Source organism: Klebsiella huaxiensis, assembly GCF_003261575.2.
In the GTDB taxonomy this organism is placed as follows: domain Bacteria; phylum Pseudomonadota; class Gammaproteobacteria; order Enterobacterales; family Enterobacteriaceae; genus Klebsiella; species Klebsiella huaxiensis.
In genome coordinates, this window is sequence record NZ_CP036175.1 from 5,958,048 (window position 1) to 5,976,332 (window position 18,285).

General features: G+C 52.8%; 18 protein-coding genes. 8 read left to right on the forward strand and 10 right to left on the reverse strand.

Annotated features, from left to right (window positions below; translation table 11 throughout):
* Position 1: 1 nt before the first annotated feature.
* From rep to DA718_RS28505, 4 genes are all read right to left on the reverse strand, one after another.
* Complete coding sequence (gene rep / locus DA718_RS28490) at positions 2-2,020, reverse strand: DNA helicase Rep (RefSeq protein ID WP_112216120.1); 2,019 nt, start codon at positions 2,018-2,020, stop codon at positions 2-4.
* 102 nt (positions 2,021-2,122) lie between these two features.
* Positions 2,123-2,851, reverse strand: a complete 729-nt coding sequence (gene pnuC / locus DA718_RS28495) for a nicotinamide riboside transporter PnuC (RefSeq protein ID WP_112216119.1) — start codon at positions 2,849-2,851, stop codon at positions 2,123-2,125.
* Positions 2,851-3,600, reverse strand: a complete 750-nt coding sequence (locus DA718_RS28500) for a nucleoside phosphorylase (protein ID WP_167492838.1) — start codon at positions 3,598-3,600, stop codon at positions 2,851-2,853. Before DA718_RS28500 ends, pnuC begins: the two co-directional genes overlap by 1 nt.
* A gap of 25 nt (positions 3,601-3,625) precedes the next feature.
* Positions 3,626-4,330: a Crp/Fnr family transcriptional regulator gene (locus DA718_RS28505; RefSeq protein WP_112216118.1), complete on the reverse strand. Its 705-nt coding sequence runs from the start codon at positions 4,328-4,330 to the stop codon at positions 3,626-3,628.
* A 194-nt stretch (positions 4,331-4,524) separates the two neighbouring features.
* Between DA718_RS28505 and ppiC (DA718_RS28510) the strand changes: the two genes are divergently transcribed.
* From ppiC (DA718_RS28510) to DA718_RS28540, 7 genes are all read left to right on the forward strand, one after another.
* The gene (ppiC, locus tag DA718_RS28510) at positions 4,525-4,806 is read left to right on the forward strand and encodes a peptidylprolyl isomerase PpiC (protein ID WP_112216117.1); all 282 of its coding nucleotides are present in this window, start codon (positions 4,525-4,527) and stop codon (positions 4,804-4,806) included.
* Between the two features lie 51 nt (positions 4,807-4,857).
* Positions 4,858-5,139: a peptidylprolyl isomerase PpiC gene (ppiC, locus tag DA718_RS28515; protein WP_110276900.1), complete on the forward strand. Its 282-nt coding sequence runs from the start codon at positions 4,858-4,860 to the stop codon at positions 5,137-5,139.
* A gap of 408 nt (positions 5,140-5,547) precedes the next feature.
* Positions 5,548-6,885, forward strand: a complete 1,338-nt coding sequence (locus DA718_RS28520; protein ID WP_112216116.1) for an MFS transporter — start codon at positions 5,548-5,550, stop codon at positions 6,883-6,885.
* 113 nt (positions 6,886-6,998) lie between these two features.
* The gene (locus tag DA718_RS28525) at positions 6,999-7,958 is read left to right on the forward strand and encodes a C-terminal binding protein (protein ID WP_112216115.1); all 960 of its coding nucleotides are present in this window, start codon (positions 6,999-7,001) and stop codon (positions 7,956-7,958) included.
* A gap of 31 nt (positions 7,959-7,989) precedes the next feature.
* Positions 7,990-8,646: an RraA family protein gene (locus tag DA718_RS28530; protein ID WP_112216114.1), complete on the forward strand. Its 657-nt coding sequence runs from the start codon at positions 7,990-7,992 to the stop codon at positions 8,644-8,646.
* Between the two features lie 66 nt (positions 8,647-8,712).
* The gene (locus DA718_RS28535) at positions 8,713-9,651 is read left to right on the forward strand and encodes a sugar kinase (RefSeq protein WP_112216113.1); all 939 of its coding nucleotides are present in this window, start codon (positions 8,713-8,715) and stop codon (positions 9,649-9,651) included.
* A gap of 164 nt (positions 9,652-9,815) precedes the next feature.
* Complete coding sequence (locus DA718_RS28540) at positions 9,816-10,454, forward strand: GntR family transcriptional regulator (RefSeq protein WP_000205685.1); 639 nt, start codon at positions 9,816-9,818, stop codon at positions 10,452-10,454.
* 43 nt (positions 10,455-10,497) lie between these two features.
* Here the strand turns inward: DA718_RS28540 and DA718_RS28545 are convergent, their stop codons facing one another.
* From DA718_RS28545 to ilvC, 3 genes are all read right to left on the reverse strand, one after another.
* Positions 10,498-10,863: a DUF1360 domain-containing protein gene (locus DA718_RS28545; RefSeq protein ID WP_112216112.1), complete on the reverse strand. Its 366-nt coding sequence runs from the start codon at positions 10,861-10,863 to the stop codon at positions 10,498-10,500.
* A complete protein-coding gene (locus DA718_RS28550) occupies positions 10,856-11,299 on the reverse strand; it encodes an Rrf2 family transcriptional regulator (RefSeq protein WP_112216111.1) in 444 nt (147 codons plus the stop codon). The genes DA718_RS28545 and DA718_RS28550 overlap by 8 nt, the downstream gene beginning before the upstream one ends.
* A 192-nt stretch (positions 11,300-11,491) precedes the next feature.
* Positions 11,492-12,967, reverse strand: coding sequence for a ketol-acid reductoisomerase (gene ilvC / locus DA718_RS28555; protein WP_112216110.1), 1,476 nt, complete (start codon positions 12,965-12,967; stop codon positions 11,492-11,494).
* A 155-nt stretch (positions 12,968-13,122) separates the two neighbouring features.
* On the opposite strand from ilvC, the gene ilvY reads away from it, so the two are divergent.
* Entirely contained in the window at positions 13,123-14,031 is a 909-nt protein-coding gene (gene ilvY, locus DA718_RS28560; protein ID WP_110276906.1) for an HTH-type transcriptional activator IlvY, read from the forward strand.
* Positions 14,032-14,034: 3 nt separating this feature from the next.
* On the opposite strand, the gene DA718_RS28565 is transcribed toward ilvY, so the two are convergent.
* From DA718_RS28565 to ilvD, 3 genes are all read right to left on the reverse strand, one after another.
* Positions 14,035-14,736, reverse strand: coding sequence for a DUF2461 domain-containing protein (locus DA718_RS28565; RefSeq protein WP_112216109.1), 702 nt, complete (start codon positions 14,734-14,736; stop codon positions 14,035-14,037).
* 117 nt (positions 14,737-14,853) lie between these two features.
* Positions 14,854-16,398 (reverse strand): threonine ammonia-lyase, biosynthetic, encoded by a 1,545-nt coding sequence (ilvA, locus tag DA718_RS28570; protein WP_112216167.1) that lies wholly within the window; start codon positions 16,396-16,398, stop codon positions 14,854-14,856.
* Between the two features lie 2 nt (positions 16,399-16,400).
* Positions 16,401-18,251 (reverse strand): dihydroxy-acid dehydratase, encoded by a 1,851-nt coding sequence (ilvD, locus tag DA718_RS28575; RefSeq protein WP_112216108.1) that lies wholly within the window; start codon positions 18,249-18,251, stop codon positions 16,401-16,403.
* Positions 18,252-18,285: the final 34 nt, after the last annotated feature.

An 18,285-nucleotide genomic window follows, 5' to 3' on the forward strand; every position in this document is an offset into this window, starting at 1 on the left:
GCTATTTACGCGCTTTCGCCAGCATCTCCCGGATGTTGGCGACGTTCGCCTGGCCTTTATGCATCCTCTCTTCCGCCGAGATAACCTTGCGCTCCTGCTCCCAAATCAGGTCGTCCTGCGGCAGCTCCAGCAGGAAGCGGCTCGGCTCCGGGCGCACCAGCTCACCGTACTGTCGGCGTTCCCGACATAGCGTAAAGGTCAGTTCTTTCTGTGCCCGAGTGATGCCTACGTAGGCAAGGCGTCGTTCTTCATCGACGTTGTCTTCGTCAATACTGCTTTGATGGGGAAGCAACCCCTCTTCCATGCCGACCAGATAAACATACGGAAACTCCAGGCCCTTTGAGGCATGAAGCGTCATCAGCTGAACCTGATCCGTCTCTTCATCAGACTCTCCTCGTTCCATCATATCGCGCAGCGTGAAGCGGGTGACAACCTGAGTGAGCGTCATCGGCTCATCGATTTCGCTCCCTTCCAGCATTTCGGTCATCCAGGTGAAGAGCATATTGACGTTTTTCATCCGCATTTCGGCGGCTTTCGGGCTGGGTGAGGTCTCGTAGAGCCAGGATTCATAATCCACCCCGCGGATCAGGTCGCGGACGGCGACAATCGGCTCACGCTCTGAGAGCTGCTGGATCTCCCGCAGCCAGTGGGTGAAGCGGGTCAGCGACTCATAGCCACGCCCGGTTAGCGTCTGGTTCAGTCCCATATCGAAGCTGGCGGTAAACATGCTTTTGTTACGCCCCATCGCCCACTCGCCCAGCTTTTGTAGGGTCGCCGAGCCAATTTCACGCTTTGGCGTATTAACGATACGCAGGAAAGCGCTGTCGTCGTCCGGATTGGTCAACACGCGTAGATAAGCCAGAAGGTCTTTAATCTCCGGGCGAGAGAAAAACGACGTGCCGCCGGAAATTTTGTACGGGATGCGGTTTTGCATCAGCATCTTTTCAAAAACCCGCGACTGATGGTTGCCGCGATAAAGGATCGCATAATCCTTATATTCGGTTTTATTAATAAAGTGATGGGCGATCAGTTCACCGGCGACGCGCTCAGCTTCATGTTCTTCATTATTGGCGGAAAGTACCTTCAGTTCCACACCATAGCCCAGCTCGGAAAACAAGCGTTTCTCAAAGACGTGCGGGTTATTGGCAATCAGGATGTTGGCCGCCTTCAGGATACGCCCGGAAGAGCGGTAGTTCTGCTCCAGCTTAATCACCTGCAGCGCCGGAAAATCCTGACTGAGCAGAACCAGGTTCTGCGGCCGCGCGCCGCGCCAGGAGTAGATCGACTGATCGTCGTCACCCACCACGGTAAAGCGCGCCCGTTGTCCCACCAGCAGTTTCACCAGCTCATACTGGCTGGTGTTGGTGTCCTGGTATTCATCCACCAGCAGATAGCGAATCTTGTTCTGCCAGCGTTCACGCACTTCTTCATTGCGCTGCAGCAACAGCGTTGGCAGCAGGATAAGATCGTCAAAATCCAGTACGTTGCAGGCTTTCATATGCGCGTCGTACAAGCTATAGCAGTGGGCAAAGATCCGATCCCGCTCTCCTTTCGCGCCAGCGGCAGCCTGTGAAGGCGTTTGCAGATCGTTTTTCCAGTTCGAGATCGTGGAGATCAACTGCTGAAGCACCACTTTATCGTCTTCAATAAGCCCTTCGGTGAGCTCTTTTAACAGCGCTACCTGGTCGGTATCGTCGAACAGCGAGAAGTTAGATTTCATGCCTAACGCGGCATACTCACGTTTGATGATATCCAGCCCCAGCGTATGGAAAGTGGAGATCATCAGGCCGCGCGCTTCTTTGCGTCCCAGCGTTTGCCCGACGCGCTCTTTCATCTCACGCGCGGCCTTATTGGTAAAAGTCACCGCCGCGATATGGCGCGCCTGATAGCCGCAGCCGCGGATCAAATGGGCGATTTTATTGGTTATAACGCGGGTCTTACCGGAACCGGCACCCGCCAGCACCAGGCACGGTCCGGTAACAAATTCGACGGCTTGTTGTTGGCCAGGGTTTAAACGCATGGGAGTATTTTGCTCAATCTTCGAACGGGGTGGGGATTGTAGCAGAAAGAGGGGGAGAAGGCGTAACAGGCTACCCCTGAGGGTAGCCTGAAAATCGATCTATCAGGAAGCCGTCGCAGCAAGTGGCGTATAGCCGTTGCGCTGCGCGCTCTTGATCCAGCTGTAGGATCCCATCACCGCAATTGCCGTCAGCAGGACATATTCGAGCGACATGGCATAAACGCCCTGCACCGCGTAAATAACCACGCTAATCACGTCGATAAGTACCCACAGCAGCCAGTTTTCGACGAACTTGCGCGTCATCAGTACCATAGCCGCAATCGACAATACCAGCATGGTGGAATCCCAGAACGGGAAGGCATCGGGCTGGAGGTCAGGCATAGCGACCTGCATACCAAATGTTTGCAGCAAGGCAATCATGATGCGGGTGAGCGCCGAGAACACGGGGTCGATAAACAGCGTCATCATAACAATCGCCACCGCGCAAACGCCTGCTAATGCCAGTGTTTGCTGGCGGGAAAGCCAGCGTACCTTGAGCGCAGCTTCCTGCGCCTCGTTTTGTCGGCTCCATGCATACCAGCCGTAAATGTTGGCGGCGAAGAAAAACACCTGCAGCAACAGGCTGGCGTAGAGCTGAATCTGAAAGAAAATCGCCGCAAACAGCGTGACGTTAATCAGGCCAAACAGGTAGTTGATAATTTTTTCCCGGCTGGCGCACCAGATGCACAACAGGCCAAACACGGTACCGATGGCTTCAATCCACGATAGCGCATAACCGCCTTCGCCGAGAGGAATGTTGACCATCACATTGTTAATGCTAAAAAAGTCCATCACTGACCCCCTTGCTGGCTATCGGAATGAATGGCGCGCAGCGCCAAAGTAATTTGTCGTTCTTCGCCCTGTTGGCACAGCGTTTCCTGCTGGACATAATCATTGATACTGCTGTCCAGGCAACCGTTGTGGGCAACAACCACGTTGAGTAATGAGGCAGTTCGTAGCCCGCGTAATGTACCGATAGTCATCAAAGCGGCGCTTTCCATGTCCGCGCCAAGCACGCCGCGAGCTGACCATTCGGCATCCAGTTCCGCTTCCCGGTCGGTATAAAAACTGTCATGGCTACGCACCAGACCGCAGACGGCAGGGATATTCATCTGACGCACCTGCGCCATGAGTTCCCAGGTAAGATGTGGGTCGGCGCAGGCCGGGTAACCCGCTGGCGCATAGGTTCGACTGGTGCCATCATCCATAACCGCAGCATAAGCGATAATCACATCGCCAAGCGCAAGGTTATCCTGCAATGCCCCGCAGCTACCGATGCGAATTAGGGTGGTCACGCCAATCTGGCGCAGCTCTTCAATGGCGATAGCCGTGGATGGCCCGCCGATGCCGGTGGAGACCACCAGGATTTCAATGCCCTGATACCAGCCGCGTGCGGCGCGAAACTCCCGGTTCTGGCCCAGCAACTCCGGGTTATCAAGAAAACTGACAATGCGATCCACCCGCTGCGGGTCGCCCGGTAACAGCGCGTACCGTGCGCTGGTCATTTCCTGGCTTAACTGGATATGGGGTTGCAGCGCCATTCTCCCGCCTCCTTTACTCTTACGGTTATCCGATATCAGCCTCCTGCTTTAATTTGTCAGGGGCTAACAACACAATGCGTTCACCATCGGTATCAATAATCTGTAACGCTTTCAGGTCATGCAAAATACGATTAATACTGCGGGTCGTCGCCGCAAACTCCTGGCTAAGGTTCTGCTTATTCAGCAAGATTTCATTCGCGCCATCCTGTTGATAGCGCTGCCATAATGCCTGGCACATCCGCTGATGCAGCGAGTAGAGGTTGTCACTGCTGGCCTTTTTCGACAGCTGGTAATATTGCTGGCTAAAAAAGCGCAGCATCCGCTGGTTAAAATGGTTATCTAACGCCAGCCAACGGCAAAAATGCTCCTGCGACAAACTCAGCAGCTGTACATGGCCAACTGCGACAACCGAGCAGATGTACTGGCGCGACTCGAAGATTTCGAGTTCACCCAACATGTCGCCCTTACCGTAGCGAGCCTGCTGGTAACGACGCCCATCTTCTGCCTCATAAAAGACATCGACCTCACCGGTGATAATCAGAGAAAAACGCTGGCATATTTCACCCTGTCGACAGATAAACGCGCCGCGCGGAATTTCTTCAAAGCGCCAACGCTGCATAATTTCCAGTGGGCAATATTTCAGTAATTCATACAGCTGCGGATCGCCAACAATCTCGCTAAGCCCGGCAAGCCAGGCGACTGAAAATTCAGCTTTTTTCATTGCATCCATGTTATCTCTCTCCACGACGGGAAGGACAGGACGGCTGTCCTGGGCAAGAAGGAATACACCGGGTAAAAATGTCGCTCATCTCCCGCTTCCATTAACCAGGCGGGACATCTGTCCTGGGATGGCAAAGAGTATATGTCCAGGCCCAGGACGGGTGGTAAAGTAACGGCACATCTTTGAGAAGTGAGAACAAAATAATGGCAAAGAGCGCAGCAGCCCTGCACATCCTGGTAAAAGACGAAAAGCTGGCACAGGAGATCCTTACGAAGCTGGATCGCGGCGTGAGTTTTGATCACCTGGCAAAGCGCTATTCAAAGTGCCCATCCGGCCGCAACGGCGGCGATCTTGGTGAATTTAATCAAGGGGTAATGGTCGGGCCGTTTGATAAAGCCGCCTTCAGTTGCCCGCTGCTAAAGCCTTACGGGCCGGTCAAAACCAAGTTCGGCTACCATATCATTAAGGTGCTATATCGCCGCTAGCCCATGCTACTATTGCGCCCTAATTCATCCCCATTCAATCAAGGCGCAATCATGGCTAAAACAGCGGCAGCAATGCACATCCTGGTTAAAGAAGAGAAACTGGCCCTCGACCTGCTGGAGCAGATTAAAAACGGCGGCGATTTCGAGAAACTGGCGAAGAAACACTCTACTTGCCCTTCAGGCAAAAAAGGCGGCCACTTAGGTGAATTCAAACAGGGCCAGATGGTTCCTGCGTTTGATAAAGTCGTGTTCTCCTGCCCGGAGCTGGAACCTACCGGCCCGCTGCACACCCAGTTCGGCTATCACATCATCAAAGTGCTGTACCGCAAATAACCAGTTTGGCCCTTTTCTTTCGTAAAGGGCCAGCATCTGACATGTTAGTTATACGAAAAAATTCCCATAACTCATAATGAATGCTGACGTTTCCTACAATAACAGAACCAGCCCACATCAAAATCTCAAATCTGACATGTCAAAAACATTCATTTACTCCTTTTTTTTGTGATGAATGTCACACTGAAAAGCATTTATATCGCCATTTTTCGTGATCTAAACTTCAATTTATTACGCTCTCTGTCGTCATATAAAAAATGAGTGATATCTTATGTGACATGTCAGATTGAGTGGTAATGTCTCAACTGACTAAAACAGCGGCGTCTCTATGAAGACAAACCCAGGACTCCATGCCATGGTGTGGAGACGCGCACCAGACCTTATGACTTTATTCAGGAAACACGTGTTATGAGTCATTCAATACAACAACAGTCCCTGGATGCGAAAAATGATTTCGAAAAAATCATCGTAACAAAAACGACCAGGAAACTTGTTCCACTGATGGTATTGATGTACATCGTGGCGTATATAGATCGTCAGAATATTAGTTTTGCTAAATTACAAATGGTAGATAGCCTCGGATGGAGTGAAGCGGCTTTTGGACTCGGCGCATCGCTTTTTTTCATCGGTTATTTAGTTTTCAGCGTTCCCGGAAATTTAATATTATCAAAAGTAGGTGCTAAGCGCTGGTTCACTATTAGCTTATTGTCATGGGGAGTCATTACCATGGCGCTGGCGTGGACCGAAAAAATGTCAACGTTTTACGCCTTACGTTTCATTCTTGGCGTTGCCGAAGCCAGCTTTTATCCTGGGTTAATTTACTACTCCACTAAATGGTTCCCTTTAAAGTATCGACCACGTATTGTCGGTTATTTAGTCACGGCAAGTATGGTCGCAAATATGATTGGCGCCCCAATTAATGGCTCTCTGCTTAGTATGCATGGTTTTATGGGACTGGAGGGATGGCAATGGTTATTTCTGGCAACTGGAGTGCTCGCACTTCTGCTGATTGCCCCAGTGCTGCTATGGTTCCCGCAAGGCCCGGAACAGGCTCACTTCTTAAACAAAGAAGAGAAAAGCTGGTTAATTAAAAAACTGGCGGCCGAACAGGATGCCAACACCGATAAATCGGTCAATAGCTTAGGTAAGTCACTAACCGACTGGCGCGTTCTGGCCCTCGCGCTGGTATACGGATTCATCTGCTTTGGCGCCTACGGTATCAGCTACTGGATGCCGACTATCGTTAAAACCTTCGGTGCTTCGGATATGATGAATGGCCTGGTCAATATGATCCCATGGGCGATGGTTATCATCATGTTGCGCTGGATAACCAGTAAGCCAGAACGTACCGAGAACCCTTATATTAATGTCGCATTACCTATGTTTACTGCCGCAATATGCCTGCTGCTCTCGGTCTGGACATTCTCACAGCCGGTTATTAGCTTCATCTGTATTTGCGGCGTTGTATTATCAGTATTTGCGATTCAACCTTGCTTCTGGAATTTAACTAAGTTTCTTTCAGGCGCAACGGCGGCAGCAGGTATTGCTATTATTAACTCACTGGCAAACCTGGGTGGATTCTTCGCGCAAAACACCATTCCTCTGGTACGTGACTTAGAAAAAAGCGACTCAGCACCAATGCTATATTTAAGCGCAGTTATGCTTATCGGCGGTGTTGTCACAATCTTAATTATTCGCTGGTTAAAGAATATTGCTATCAAGGACACTCAAACGGTTACACAGTAATTTTATAAAACCCGAATAAAAACCCATTAGTTTCACATCCTGTTTTCAGGATGCGGCGAACTACAGCCATAAAAATTGAATCCTTAATTTTATAATTAAGCGTGGTAGATATTATGAAAAAGATAGTCGTTATTGAACCCGGATATTTAAATTACTCCGCAGAAGAAAGTATTTTACGCGAGTGGGACCCGAAGTTTGTTGTCGTTCCGGCAAATGCCTCTCTGGAAGAGAAGTTGCGCCAGGTAAGTGATGCTGATGCCGTCATGGTCCGCGAAGCAACCGTCAGTCGCCCCATGATTGAAGCAATGCTTCAGTGCCGCATCATCGTGCGCTACGGCGTCGGTGTAGACAATATCGATAGCCTGGCCGCCAGGGAAAAAGGCATTTACGTCGCTAACGTACCGGACTACGGCTCGGAAGATGTTGCTGAGCACGCTCTGGCGCTGCTCCTGGCCGCAACGCGCCGTATCGCCACCCGCAATCGCGACGTTCGCGATGGACAGTGGGGGATTGGTCAACGCGAACCCATGTTACGTCTGGCAGGAAAAACTCTTGGAGTCGTCGGATTTGGCCGTATCTCCCGCTGCTTCGTGCAAAAAGCATCCGGGATCGGCTTTAAGCGTATTCTGGTTGTCGATCCGTTGCTTACCGATGAGCAGGCGTTACTGGCAGGCGTAACCCGGGTCAGTCTCGACACGCTGTGCCATGAAGCGGATTTCATCTCCCTTCACGCCCCATTAACCCCGGACACCCATCACCTTATTGGTGAGGCCGAACTGGCGAAAATGAAGCCCAGCGCCATTCTGGTCAATACCTCGCGCGGCGGGCTTATCGATGAACAGGCGCTGATCAACGCCTTGCTGCAACAACGTATTTTCGCCGCCGGACTCGATGTTTTTGAATCCGAACCCCTCAGTGCAAAAAGCCCATTACTGCAAATGGAGAACACCTTATGCACGGACCACACCGCCTGGTTTACCGAAGAGTCGGTGATCGAACTGCAAAGTAAAGCCGCACATGAAGTACGTCGGGCATTTGAAGGCCAACAACCGCTTAACTGGGTTAACCCATAGATCCGTATTCGCTATAAAAAGAGGAAGTGTTATGTACAGCAAAGATATTATCGACGGTTTTCGCGCTATTTTTTCGACCGCTTCTGTCGCTGATGCCTGCGATCAGATCCTCGGCAAGACCATGTTCCTGCCTTTTGAAATCAAAAACCGCATCAACGACAAAAAAATCGTTGGTCCGGCCGTCACTATTTATGAAGACGTCACTGACGAAAAACTGCCGCCGCAGCATGCGCTGGACGCGATTGACGAATCCGCCAGCGGTTCGGTCATCGTCATTACCGGCAACCCGTCGCTGGAAACCGTTGCCGTCTGGGGCGGGCTAATGACCGCCGGGGCCGTTGCCAATAAACATGAGGCCGCAGTGTTGAACGGCGGCGTCCGTGACCTGGCGGAGATCCGTCGCGATTACGATTTCCCGGTTTACGCCAAGACCGTAACCCCAGGCACTACGCTTGGTCGTTTCAAGACCATTTCAGCCAACCAGCCCGTCACCATCGGCGATGTCACGGTGAATCCAGGGGATTTGATTGTTGGGGATATCGACGGCGTGGTGTGCGTACCACAGGCGGTCGCTGCCGAAGTCTTAGCGCTGGCGCAATCCATTGATAGCCGCGAGCTGGAACAGGCCAAACTGATTATTCAGTCCGGTTCTCTGCGTGAAGGCCTGGCGAAATACGGCCGAATCTAATTAACCCAGACGCCATCAGCCAAACCGGCTGATGGCGAGCCTGGACACTATCACATGGAGAACGCAATGAAGCAGTTCGATATTCTTTCATTTGGTGAACCCCTTTTCGAATTCAATCAGCTTCCCACGGAGCATTCTGAGCAGCATTACCTCAGCGGATTTGGCGGTGATACGTCAAATTTCGCCATCAGCGCAGCGCGACAAGGTGCTCAGGTTGCCATGTTAACCCGCCTCGGTGACGACGTATTTGGTCAGAATTTCCGCGCATTATGGGACGAAGAAAAGGTCGATCATCAATGGGTTGGTGCGCATAAAACAGCCCCGACGGGTATCTATTTTATTTCGCACAATGAACAAGGCCATCACTTTACCTTTTATCGTAAAGGCTCTGCGGCCTCAACGATGACTGTCGATGATATCAATGAGTCCGCGATTGCGGCCGCACGCTTATTTCACAGCTCAGCTATCACGCACGCCATTGGTAATAACGTCAGCGATGCGCTTTTTCACGCCATTGAATTATGCAAAAAACACCAAACGCTGATTTCCTTCGACACCAATCTGCGGCTCAAACTGTGGCCATTAGCCCGCGCCCGCGCCATCATTCATGAAACGATCCGTCATGTAGATTACTGCATGCCCAGCCTTGATGAAGCTCGTCTGCTCACTGGGAAACACCATGCAGATGAAATTACGGATTTCTATCTCCAGCTTGGGGCAAAGAATGTAGTGTTAAAAATGGGTGCGGAAGGCGCGATGTTTGCCAATGAGAACCGGCGGGTCATCTATTCTGGCCATAAAGTCGCCACCGTCGATGCAACCGGAGCCGGGGACTGTTTCTCAGGCGCTTTCCTTTATCGCATTATCAAAGGCGATTCGCCGGAAGATGCGCTGTGCTACGCCAATGCCGCCGCTGCGCTCACGACAACCGGTTATGGTGCCGTCGCGCCTATTCCTCGCCAGCCACAAGTTGAAGTATTGATCCAGCAAACTCAATCACAGTAATCTCCGCCGCGCCTGCCAGCGCGGCACATTTTCTCACGGTACACCAGCGGCAACTTGTTGCCATATATCATTTTCCCATTCCCGTAAATCTGTTATACAGTCACCTCTATTGCTGGTCCTAAACGGCCGCTCACCGAGTTAACATGCCGGAATTTTCAATCAATATGACAACGGACTTACTCAAAGACGTTATTTATCGTCGTATCAGAGATATGATCATTAACGGCACATTACCGATGGGCTGCAAAATATCAGAATCAGCCCTCGCGACGCGTTTATCTTCCACTAAAGCGCCGGTACGCGACGCCTTGAGACGTCTGCAAAGCGAGGGGCTGGTACATATCCGCCCAAAAAGCGGGACCTTTGTTTTCAATCTGAGCGATATTGAGTTCAATGGATTGCTGGAGTTTCGTTATTTTGTTGAGGCAAAAGCGCTGAGGCTGTCCCTGCATCGCAATCAGCGCCAGCTAGTACAAGCATTATCTTCCTATCTCGATCACATGACGTTTTGTCTGGAAAATAACTCCACGCATGAATATATTCGCCTCGATAATCTGTTCCACGAGGCTTTATTCACCTATTGCGGCAATGCCTATTTACAGCAATCCTACGTCCTTATTTCCGCACAGATGGCGACAATTCGTAATTACCTTGGCAGCAATGACGAGCATATGCACCGCTCTCATCAACAACATGTCGCAATCATTCAGGCCATCCAGGATGCGGATGCGGAAAAAGCGCTCCAGGCATTACAGGAACACATCCTTCCAGAAAAAGGCGCGTATTGGGGACAATTCGGCTAATACCGCGAACAGATTGACCGAACGCGGTATTGGTAATAAAACCTTATTTATGCGGCTGAAGAAGCTTCTGCGCTTCGTATTTCATCACATGGGTACTGACGGCGGCCTGGAAAACTTTAAACATCAGGCCGTTAATTAGCGTGGTGAGGGTAATCACGATAAACGCCGTCATTACCCAGTCAATCAGCGCAAAGCCGCTGTTCAGTAGCGCCGGGCGATATACCGCCATCCCGCCAAAAACGACCCAGTGACTTAAGCAGTAGAAGCACTGGAACAAGTGGCCCATCAGCGCGTTCTTCTTCGCCGTCCATTCTCGAAACACAGCAAACAGCTCCGTCTGCGTCACCGTCATCGAAATACTGCTCGCCGCCATCGCAATCATCAGGCAGGTGGTTAAGGTTTCAGTCATGGTCGTGGCCTTTGTCGTTGAAGTAGCTGATAAATTCGCTGCCAATATCCTGCAACGTCAGGCGCTTAAAGCGATCGAGGATTAGCGTCTGCGCGTCGGCGAGCGTCTCTGACATCACCCGGTTTACCCCCTGCTCCACCAGGCACTGCGGGTTTTCGCTGCGGTTGCCAAGCGCAAACAGCGCCGGTTCGCCGAGCGCCATATAGATGTCGTAAAGCGTAATGTCACTGACCGGTCGGCAGAGCCGCCAGCCGCCGTGGTGCCCCTTAGTGGCACAGACGATACTGTTTTCCCTGAGTCCGGCAAGCAATTTGCGGATGAACGCCGGATTGCCATCAATAAAAGAGGCCATCTGTTCCGACGTCAGGGGCTTATCCATCTGCTCCAGGTGAAGCAAGATGTGCAGCGTGGCTGAGAATGAGTTGTTTATTTTCATGTAACTTACAATATTACATAAGATAGATATGAGCAATCCCAGAAAGGATAATCTGTACAAATAAAAGCTATCTACATGATAACCAGATGAATTTATATGATAAGAGTGTGGATTCAGAGATCCCGCCAAACGCGGATAAAAAAACAGCCCGGCAGCGAGGCGCTGACCGGGCCGGATGATAATGAGGTTTTATTAGCCAGCGACGGCAATGCGTTTCATGTCGGTCATGTAGCCGCGCAGTTTCTTACCAACCTGCTCGATAGCGTGGCCGCGAACCGCTTCGTTCACATCGCGCAGCTGGGCGTTATCTACCGCGCCTTCAGCAATCGCTTTGCCCAGGTCGCCGGTCTGCAGGGTAGTCATGAACTCTTTCAGCAGCGGTACGCAAGCGTAAGAGAACAGGTAGTTACCGTATTCTGCGGTATCGGAGATAACCACGTTCATTTCGTACAGACGCTTACGGGCGATGGTGTTGGCGATCAGCGGCAGTTCATGCAGTGATTCGTAGTAAGCAGACTCTTCGATGATGCCAGAATCAACCATGGTTTCGAACGCCAGTTCAACGCCCGCTTTCACCATCGCAATCATCAGAACGCCTTTATCAAAGTACTCTTGCTCGCCAATTTTGCCTTCAAACTGCGGTGCGGTTTCGAACGCGGTTTTACCGGTCTCTTCACGCCAGGTCAGCAGTTTCTTATCGTCGTTGGCCCAGTCAGCCATCATACCAGAGGAAAATTCACCGGAGATGATGTCGTCCATGTGCTTCTGGAATAGCGGCGCCATAATCTCTTTCAGCTGTTCAGACAGCGCGTAAGCACGCAGCTTAGCCGGGTTGGACAGACGGTCCATCATCAGGGTGATGCCGCCCTGCTTCAGCGCTTCGGTGATAGTTTCCCAGCCGAACTGAATCAGTTTTTCAGCATATGCCGGGTCAGTACCTTCTTCCACCAGCTTATCGAAGCACAGCAGAGAACCAGCCTGCAGCATACCGCACAGGATAGTCTGTTCGCCCATCAGGTCAGATTTCACTTCCGCGACGAAAGAGGATTCCAGTACGCCCGCACGGTGACCGCCGGTTGCAGCAGCCCAGGCTTTGGCAATCGCCATACCTTCGCCTTTCGGGTCGTTTTCCGGGTGAACCGCGATCAGCGTCGGCACACCAAAACCACGTTTGTACTCTTCACGCACTTCGGTACCCGGGCACTTCGGTGCCACCATCACAACGGTGATGTCTTTACGGATCTGCTCGCCCACTTCCACGACGTTGAAACCGTGGGAGTAACCCAGCGCTGCGCCGTCTTTCATCAGCGGCTGCACAGAACGCACAACGTCGGAGTGCTGTTTATCTGGAGTCAGGTTAACCACCAGATCTGCCTGCGGAACCAGCTCTTCGTAGGTACCAACTTTAAAGCCGTTTTCAGTCGCTTTACGCCAGGAAGCGCGCTTCTCGGCAATCGCTTCTTTACGCAGGGCGTAAGAGATATCCAGACCGGAGTCACGCATGTTCAGGCCCTGGTTCAGACCCTGAGCGCCACAGCCGACGATGACCACTTTTTTACCCTGAAGGTAGCTCGCGCCGTCGGCGAATTCGTCGCGGCCCATAAAGCGACATTTACCCAGCTGTGCCAGCTGCTGGCGCAGGTTCAGTGTATTAAAGTAGTTAGCCATGATGGTGTACTCCGTGATGTTGTGTGTCGTGCTTATTGTTCGGTTCGCTTATGCGAGAATGAACCCACTATATGACAGGAAATTTATTGCGGAAATTGATATATTCACAACGTCACGTTGCAATTTATGCAATGTAAAAACGTGGAGTACGAGCCGTGGATTTACGCGATCTAAAAACCTTCCTGCATCTGGCGGATAGCCGCCACTTTGGCCGCAGCGCTCGGGCGATGCACGTCAGCCCCTCTACGCTTTCCCGGCAAATTCAACGGCTGGAAGAGGATCTCGGTCAGGCGCTGTTTATTCGCGATAACCGTACGGTAACGCTCACCGAAGCGGGCGAAGAGCTACGCGTCTTTGCCCAACAGACGCTGTTGCAATATCAGCAATTACGCCACACCATCGATCAGCAAGGACCGTCTCTGTCGGGTGAGCTACATATTTTCTGCTCGGTGACGGCCGCCTACAGCCATCTGCCGCCCATTCTCGACCGCTTTCGCGCCGAACACCCGTCGGTGGAGATTAAGCTCACCACCGGCGATGCCGCTGACGCAATGGAAAAAGTGGTCACCGGAGAAGCTGACCTGGCGATAGCAGGGAAACCGGAGACGCTGCCCGGCGCGGTGGCGTTCTCCATGCTGGAAAATCTGGCGGTGGTACTGATCGCCCCGGCGTTACCCTGCCCGGTGCGCAATCAGGTCTCCGCCGACGAACCCGACTGGTCAACGGTGCCGTTTATCATGGCCGACCAGGGGCCAGTACGCCGCCGCATTGAGCTGTGGTTTCGCCGTAATAAAATCAGCAATCCGTCAATTTATGCCACGGTCGGTGGTCACGAGGCGATGGTGTCGATGGTGGCGCTGGGCTGCGGCGTGGCGCTGCTGCCTGAGGTGGTGCTGGAAAACAGCCCGGAACCGGTACGCAACCGCGTGATGATTTTAGAGCGCAGCGATGAGAAAACGCCGTTTGAGCTGGGCGTCTGCGCGCCCAAAAAGCGGCTGCATGAGCCGCTAATTGATGCCTTCTGGAAGATTGTGCTGGAGAGAAAAATCGAAGAGGGCAAGTGAACGCTATAGATCAGCCGAGTCAATTTGCTTCATCGTTTCTACCGTCATTAACCATTGATACAGCGGCTCCAGTTGGCGGAATCCATCCGCCAGCAGCGTGACCAGATCGGCGTGGAAGAGTTTTTCCACGTCGTTATCCGTCGCCATCGCCGCGAAAGATTTACGGTGATACCAGTCTGAAATAGTCGGTTCGAGGTCTTTGACCAACGGCCGCTTATAGCTCTCCCCCACCAGTTCAAACGGTGCCCGACAGCAGCTAGCAACTTCCAGAAACTGCTCCGGACGCCGTTTCAACGTGTGGCGAAACAGATCCATCGTCGGTTTACTGGCGCTGTAGTAGCCCAACCCGTAACGCAACGTATCCGGACTGATTTCAAAGAAATATGCCGGGGCATCCGTCCAGTTTTTAGCTGAACGCTTAAAGGTCAGCCACATCCGGCTGCGATAAAGGGACTTGTCGTGCGAAAAACGGGTATCGCGATGAATGCGCGATAAGGTTTTGCCGATAGCGGAGCGGGTCTCTAGCTGTGGGTCGATCTCCAACATCGCGGGTGCTAAATCATCCACCAGCGCGCGAAACGGCGTGAGTATGCTGCGATCATAAATAAAACGGTGCTCTTCAAACCAGGTTTTATCGTTCTCGATACATACCTGCTGCAGAAAATTAAGCCCTTCTTGTGCAAAGCCCTGAAAGCGTCCCGCCATCTGCTTGCCCTTTTTCTAGGAGGTTGTTAATGCATTATCGCACCTGCAGATCCACTGTCTATACGATACTGGTAGATGACCGGAAGAGATCACCCTCTCTTCCGGTCATCATAATCATTAACCCGCGAGAAAAAATCGGAATGCCGGATTATTACTTTCATCATGACAGTCGTAGCCCAGCTCATGCAGACGGGTTTCGAAATCAGGCTCGTGATCGCCCAGTTCGAATGCCGCCAGCACGCGACCATAATCGGTACCATGGCTGCGATAGTGGAACAGAGAAATATTCCAGTGGGTACCTAGCGTATGCAGGAACTTCAGCAAAGCACCGGGCGATTCCGGAAACTCGAAGCTGAACAAACGCTCCTGCAATGGCTGCGATGGACGCCCGCCGACCATGTAGCGCACGTGAAGCTTGGCCATTTCATCGTCGGAGAGATCCACCACACTGTAGCCACCCTCGTGCAGCAGATTGAGGATTTCTTTACGTTCTTCCAGACCGCGGCTCAGACGCACACCAACAAAAATGCAGGCGTTTTTCGCATCGGCGAAGCGGTAGTTGAACTCGGTGACCGAACGGCCACCCAGCAGCTGGCAGAACTTGAGGAAACTGCCCTTCTCTTCCGGAATAGTTACTGCCAGCAGCGCTTCACGTTGTTCGCCCAGTTCGCAGCGTTCGGAAACATAGCGCAGACCGTGGAAGTTAACGTTCGCACCGGAAAGCACGTGCGCCAGGCGTTCACCGCGAATATTGTGCTGAGCGATGTATTTTTTCATGCCCGCCAGCGCCAGCGCGCCGGAAGGCTCAGCCACCGCACGCACGTCTTCAAACAGATCTTTCATCGCCGCACAGATAGCATCGCTGTCAACGGTGACGATATCATCCAGATACTCCTGGCACAGACGGAAGGTTTCATCACCGATGCGCTTAACCGCCACGCCTTCGGCAAATAAACCGACGCGGGTTAAATCCACCGGATGGCCAGCATCCAGCGCGGCTTTCAGGCAGGCGGAATCCTCAGCCTCAACCGCAATGACTTTGATCTGCGGCATCAGCTGTTTAATCAGCACCGCCACGCCAGCAGCCAGACCGCCGCCGCCGACCGGCACAAACACGCGGTCAATATGGGCATCTTGCTGTAGCAGCTCCAGCGCCAACGTCCCCTGTCCGGCGATCACCATCGGATGATCGAACGGCGGTACCCAGGTGAACCCCTGCTGCTGCGACAGCTCAATAGCTTTGGCTTTCGCTTCATCGAAGTTAGCACCGTGCAACAGCACTTCTCCGCCGAAACCGCGAACGGCATCGACTTTGATATCCGCGGTTGCGGTTGGCATGACGATCAGCGCCTTCACCCCCAGACGAGAAGCTGAGAAAGCGACGCCCTGAGCATGGTTGCCCGCCGAAGCGGTAATTACGCCATGAGATTTTTGCTCTTCAGTCAGCCCCGCCATCATCGCGTAAGCGCCACGCAACTTGAAGCTATGTACCGGCTGACGGTCTTCGCGCTTCACCAGAATCACGTTATCGAGGCGCGACGACAGCTTGTCCATTTTTTGCAGCGGCGTAACCTGCACCGCTTCATAGACCGGTGCGCGTAGCACCGCTCTGAGATATTCCGCCCCCTCAGGGGCGGCGGATAGGGGTTGTGACTCGGCCATCATTAACCCCCAAGTTTTGATTTATCACGCACTGCGCCTTTGTCAGCACTGGTTGCCAGGCTGGCATAGGCGCGAAGGGCGAAGGAAACCTGACGCTCGCGAGCTTTCGGTGTCCAGGCTTTATCGCCGCGGGCTTCCTGCGCTTCACGGCGTGCTGCAATCTCAGCATCGCTCAGTTGCAGCTGAATGCCACGATTCGGGATGTCGATAGCAATCATGTCGCCATCTTCAATAATGGCGATATTGCCGCCACTGGCCGCTTCCGGTGAAACGTGGCCAATAGAGAGGCCGGAGGTACCGCCGGAGAAACGACCGTCGGTGATAAGTGCGCAGGCTTTGCCCAGCCCCATTGATTTCAGGAAGGTCGTCGGATAGAGCATTTCCTGCATGCCTGGCCCGCCTTTCGGCCCTTCATAGCGAATCACCACCACGTCGCCAGCCACCACTTTACCGCCAAGAATCGCTTCGACCGCGTCGTCCTGGCTCTCATACACTTTAGCTGGACCGGTAAATTTCAGGATGCTGTCGTCCACGCCGGCGGTTTTAACGATACAGCCATTTTCCGCGAAGTTACCGTACAGAACTGCCAGGCCGCCGTCCTTGCTGTAAGCGTGCTCCAGCGAACGGATGCAGCCTTCAGCGCGATCGTCATCCAGCGAATCCCAGCGACAATCCTGAGAGAAGGCCTGAGTCGTGCGGATACCCGCAGGGCCAGCGCGGAACATCTTTTTCACCGCTTCGTCCTGCGTGACGGTGATGTCGTACTGCTCCAGCGTCTGCGGCAGGGTTAAACCAAGCACGTTTTTCACGTCGCGGTTCAACAGCCCGGCGCGATCCAGCTCGCCTAAAATACCCAACACGCCGCCTGCGCGGTGAACATCTTCCATATGATATTTCTGCGTACTTGGCGCGACCTTACACAGCTGCGGTACTTTGCGGGAAAGCTTATCGATATCACTCATGGTGAAGTCAATTTCCGCTTCCTGCGCCGCCGCCAGCAGGTGCAGTACGGTATTGGTGGAACCGCCCATGGCGATATCCAGCGTCATGGCGTTTTCGAACGCTGATTTGCAGGCAATATTGCGCGGCAGCGCGGAGTCGTCATCCTGCTCGTAGTAACGCTTGGTCAGCTCAACGATGCGTGAACCCGCATTCAGGAACAACTGCTTACGATCGGCGTGGGTCGCCAACAGCGAACCGTTGCCCGGCTGCGACAGGCCCAGCGCTTCGGTCAGGCAGTTCATGGAGTTGGCCGTGAACATCCCCGAGCAAGAGCCGCAGGTCGGGCAGGCGGAGCGTTCAACCTGATTGCTCTGATCGTCAGAGACTTTCGGATCAGCGCCCTGAATCATCGCATCAACCAGATCGAGTTTAATGATCTGATCGGAAAGTTTGGTTTTCCCGGCTTCCATCGGGCCGCCGGAAACAAAAATCACTGGAATATTCAGGCGCAGAGACGCCATTAGCATCCCTGGGGTGATTTTATCGCAGTTGGAGATACAGACCATCGCGTCGGCGCAGTGTGCGTTAACCATGTACTCCACCGAGTCGGCGATAAGCTCGCGGGATGGTAGTGAATAAAGCATACCCCCGTGGCCCATGGCGATCCCATCATCCACAGCGATGGTGTTAAATTCTTTGGCGACGCCGCCAGAGGCTTCAATTTGCTCCGCAACCAGCTTACCGAGATCGCGCAGGTGAACGTGACCCGGCACGAACTGGGTGAAGGAGTTAACGACGGCGATAATCGGCTTGCCGAAATCAGCGTCGGTCATTCCAGTGGCGCGCCACAGCGCGCGGGCACCTGCCATATTGCGGCCGTGAGTGGTTGTGGCGGAACGGTACTTAGGCATGCTTTAGTTACTCCCAGTGTCTGTTAAATGGGGC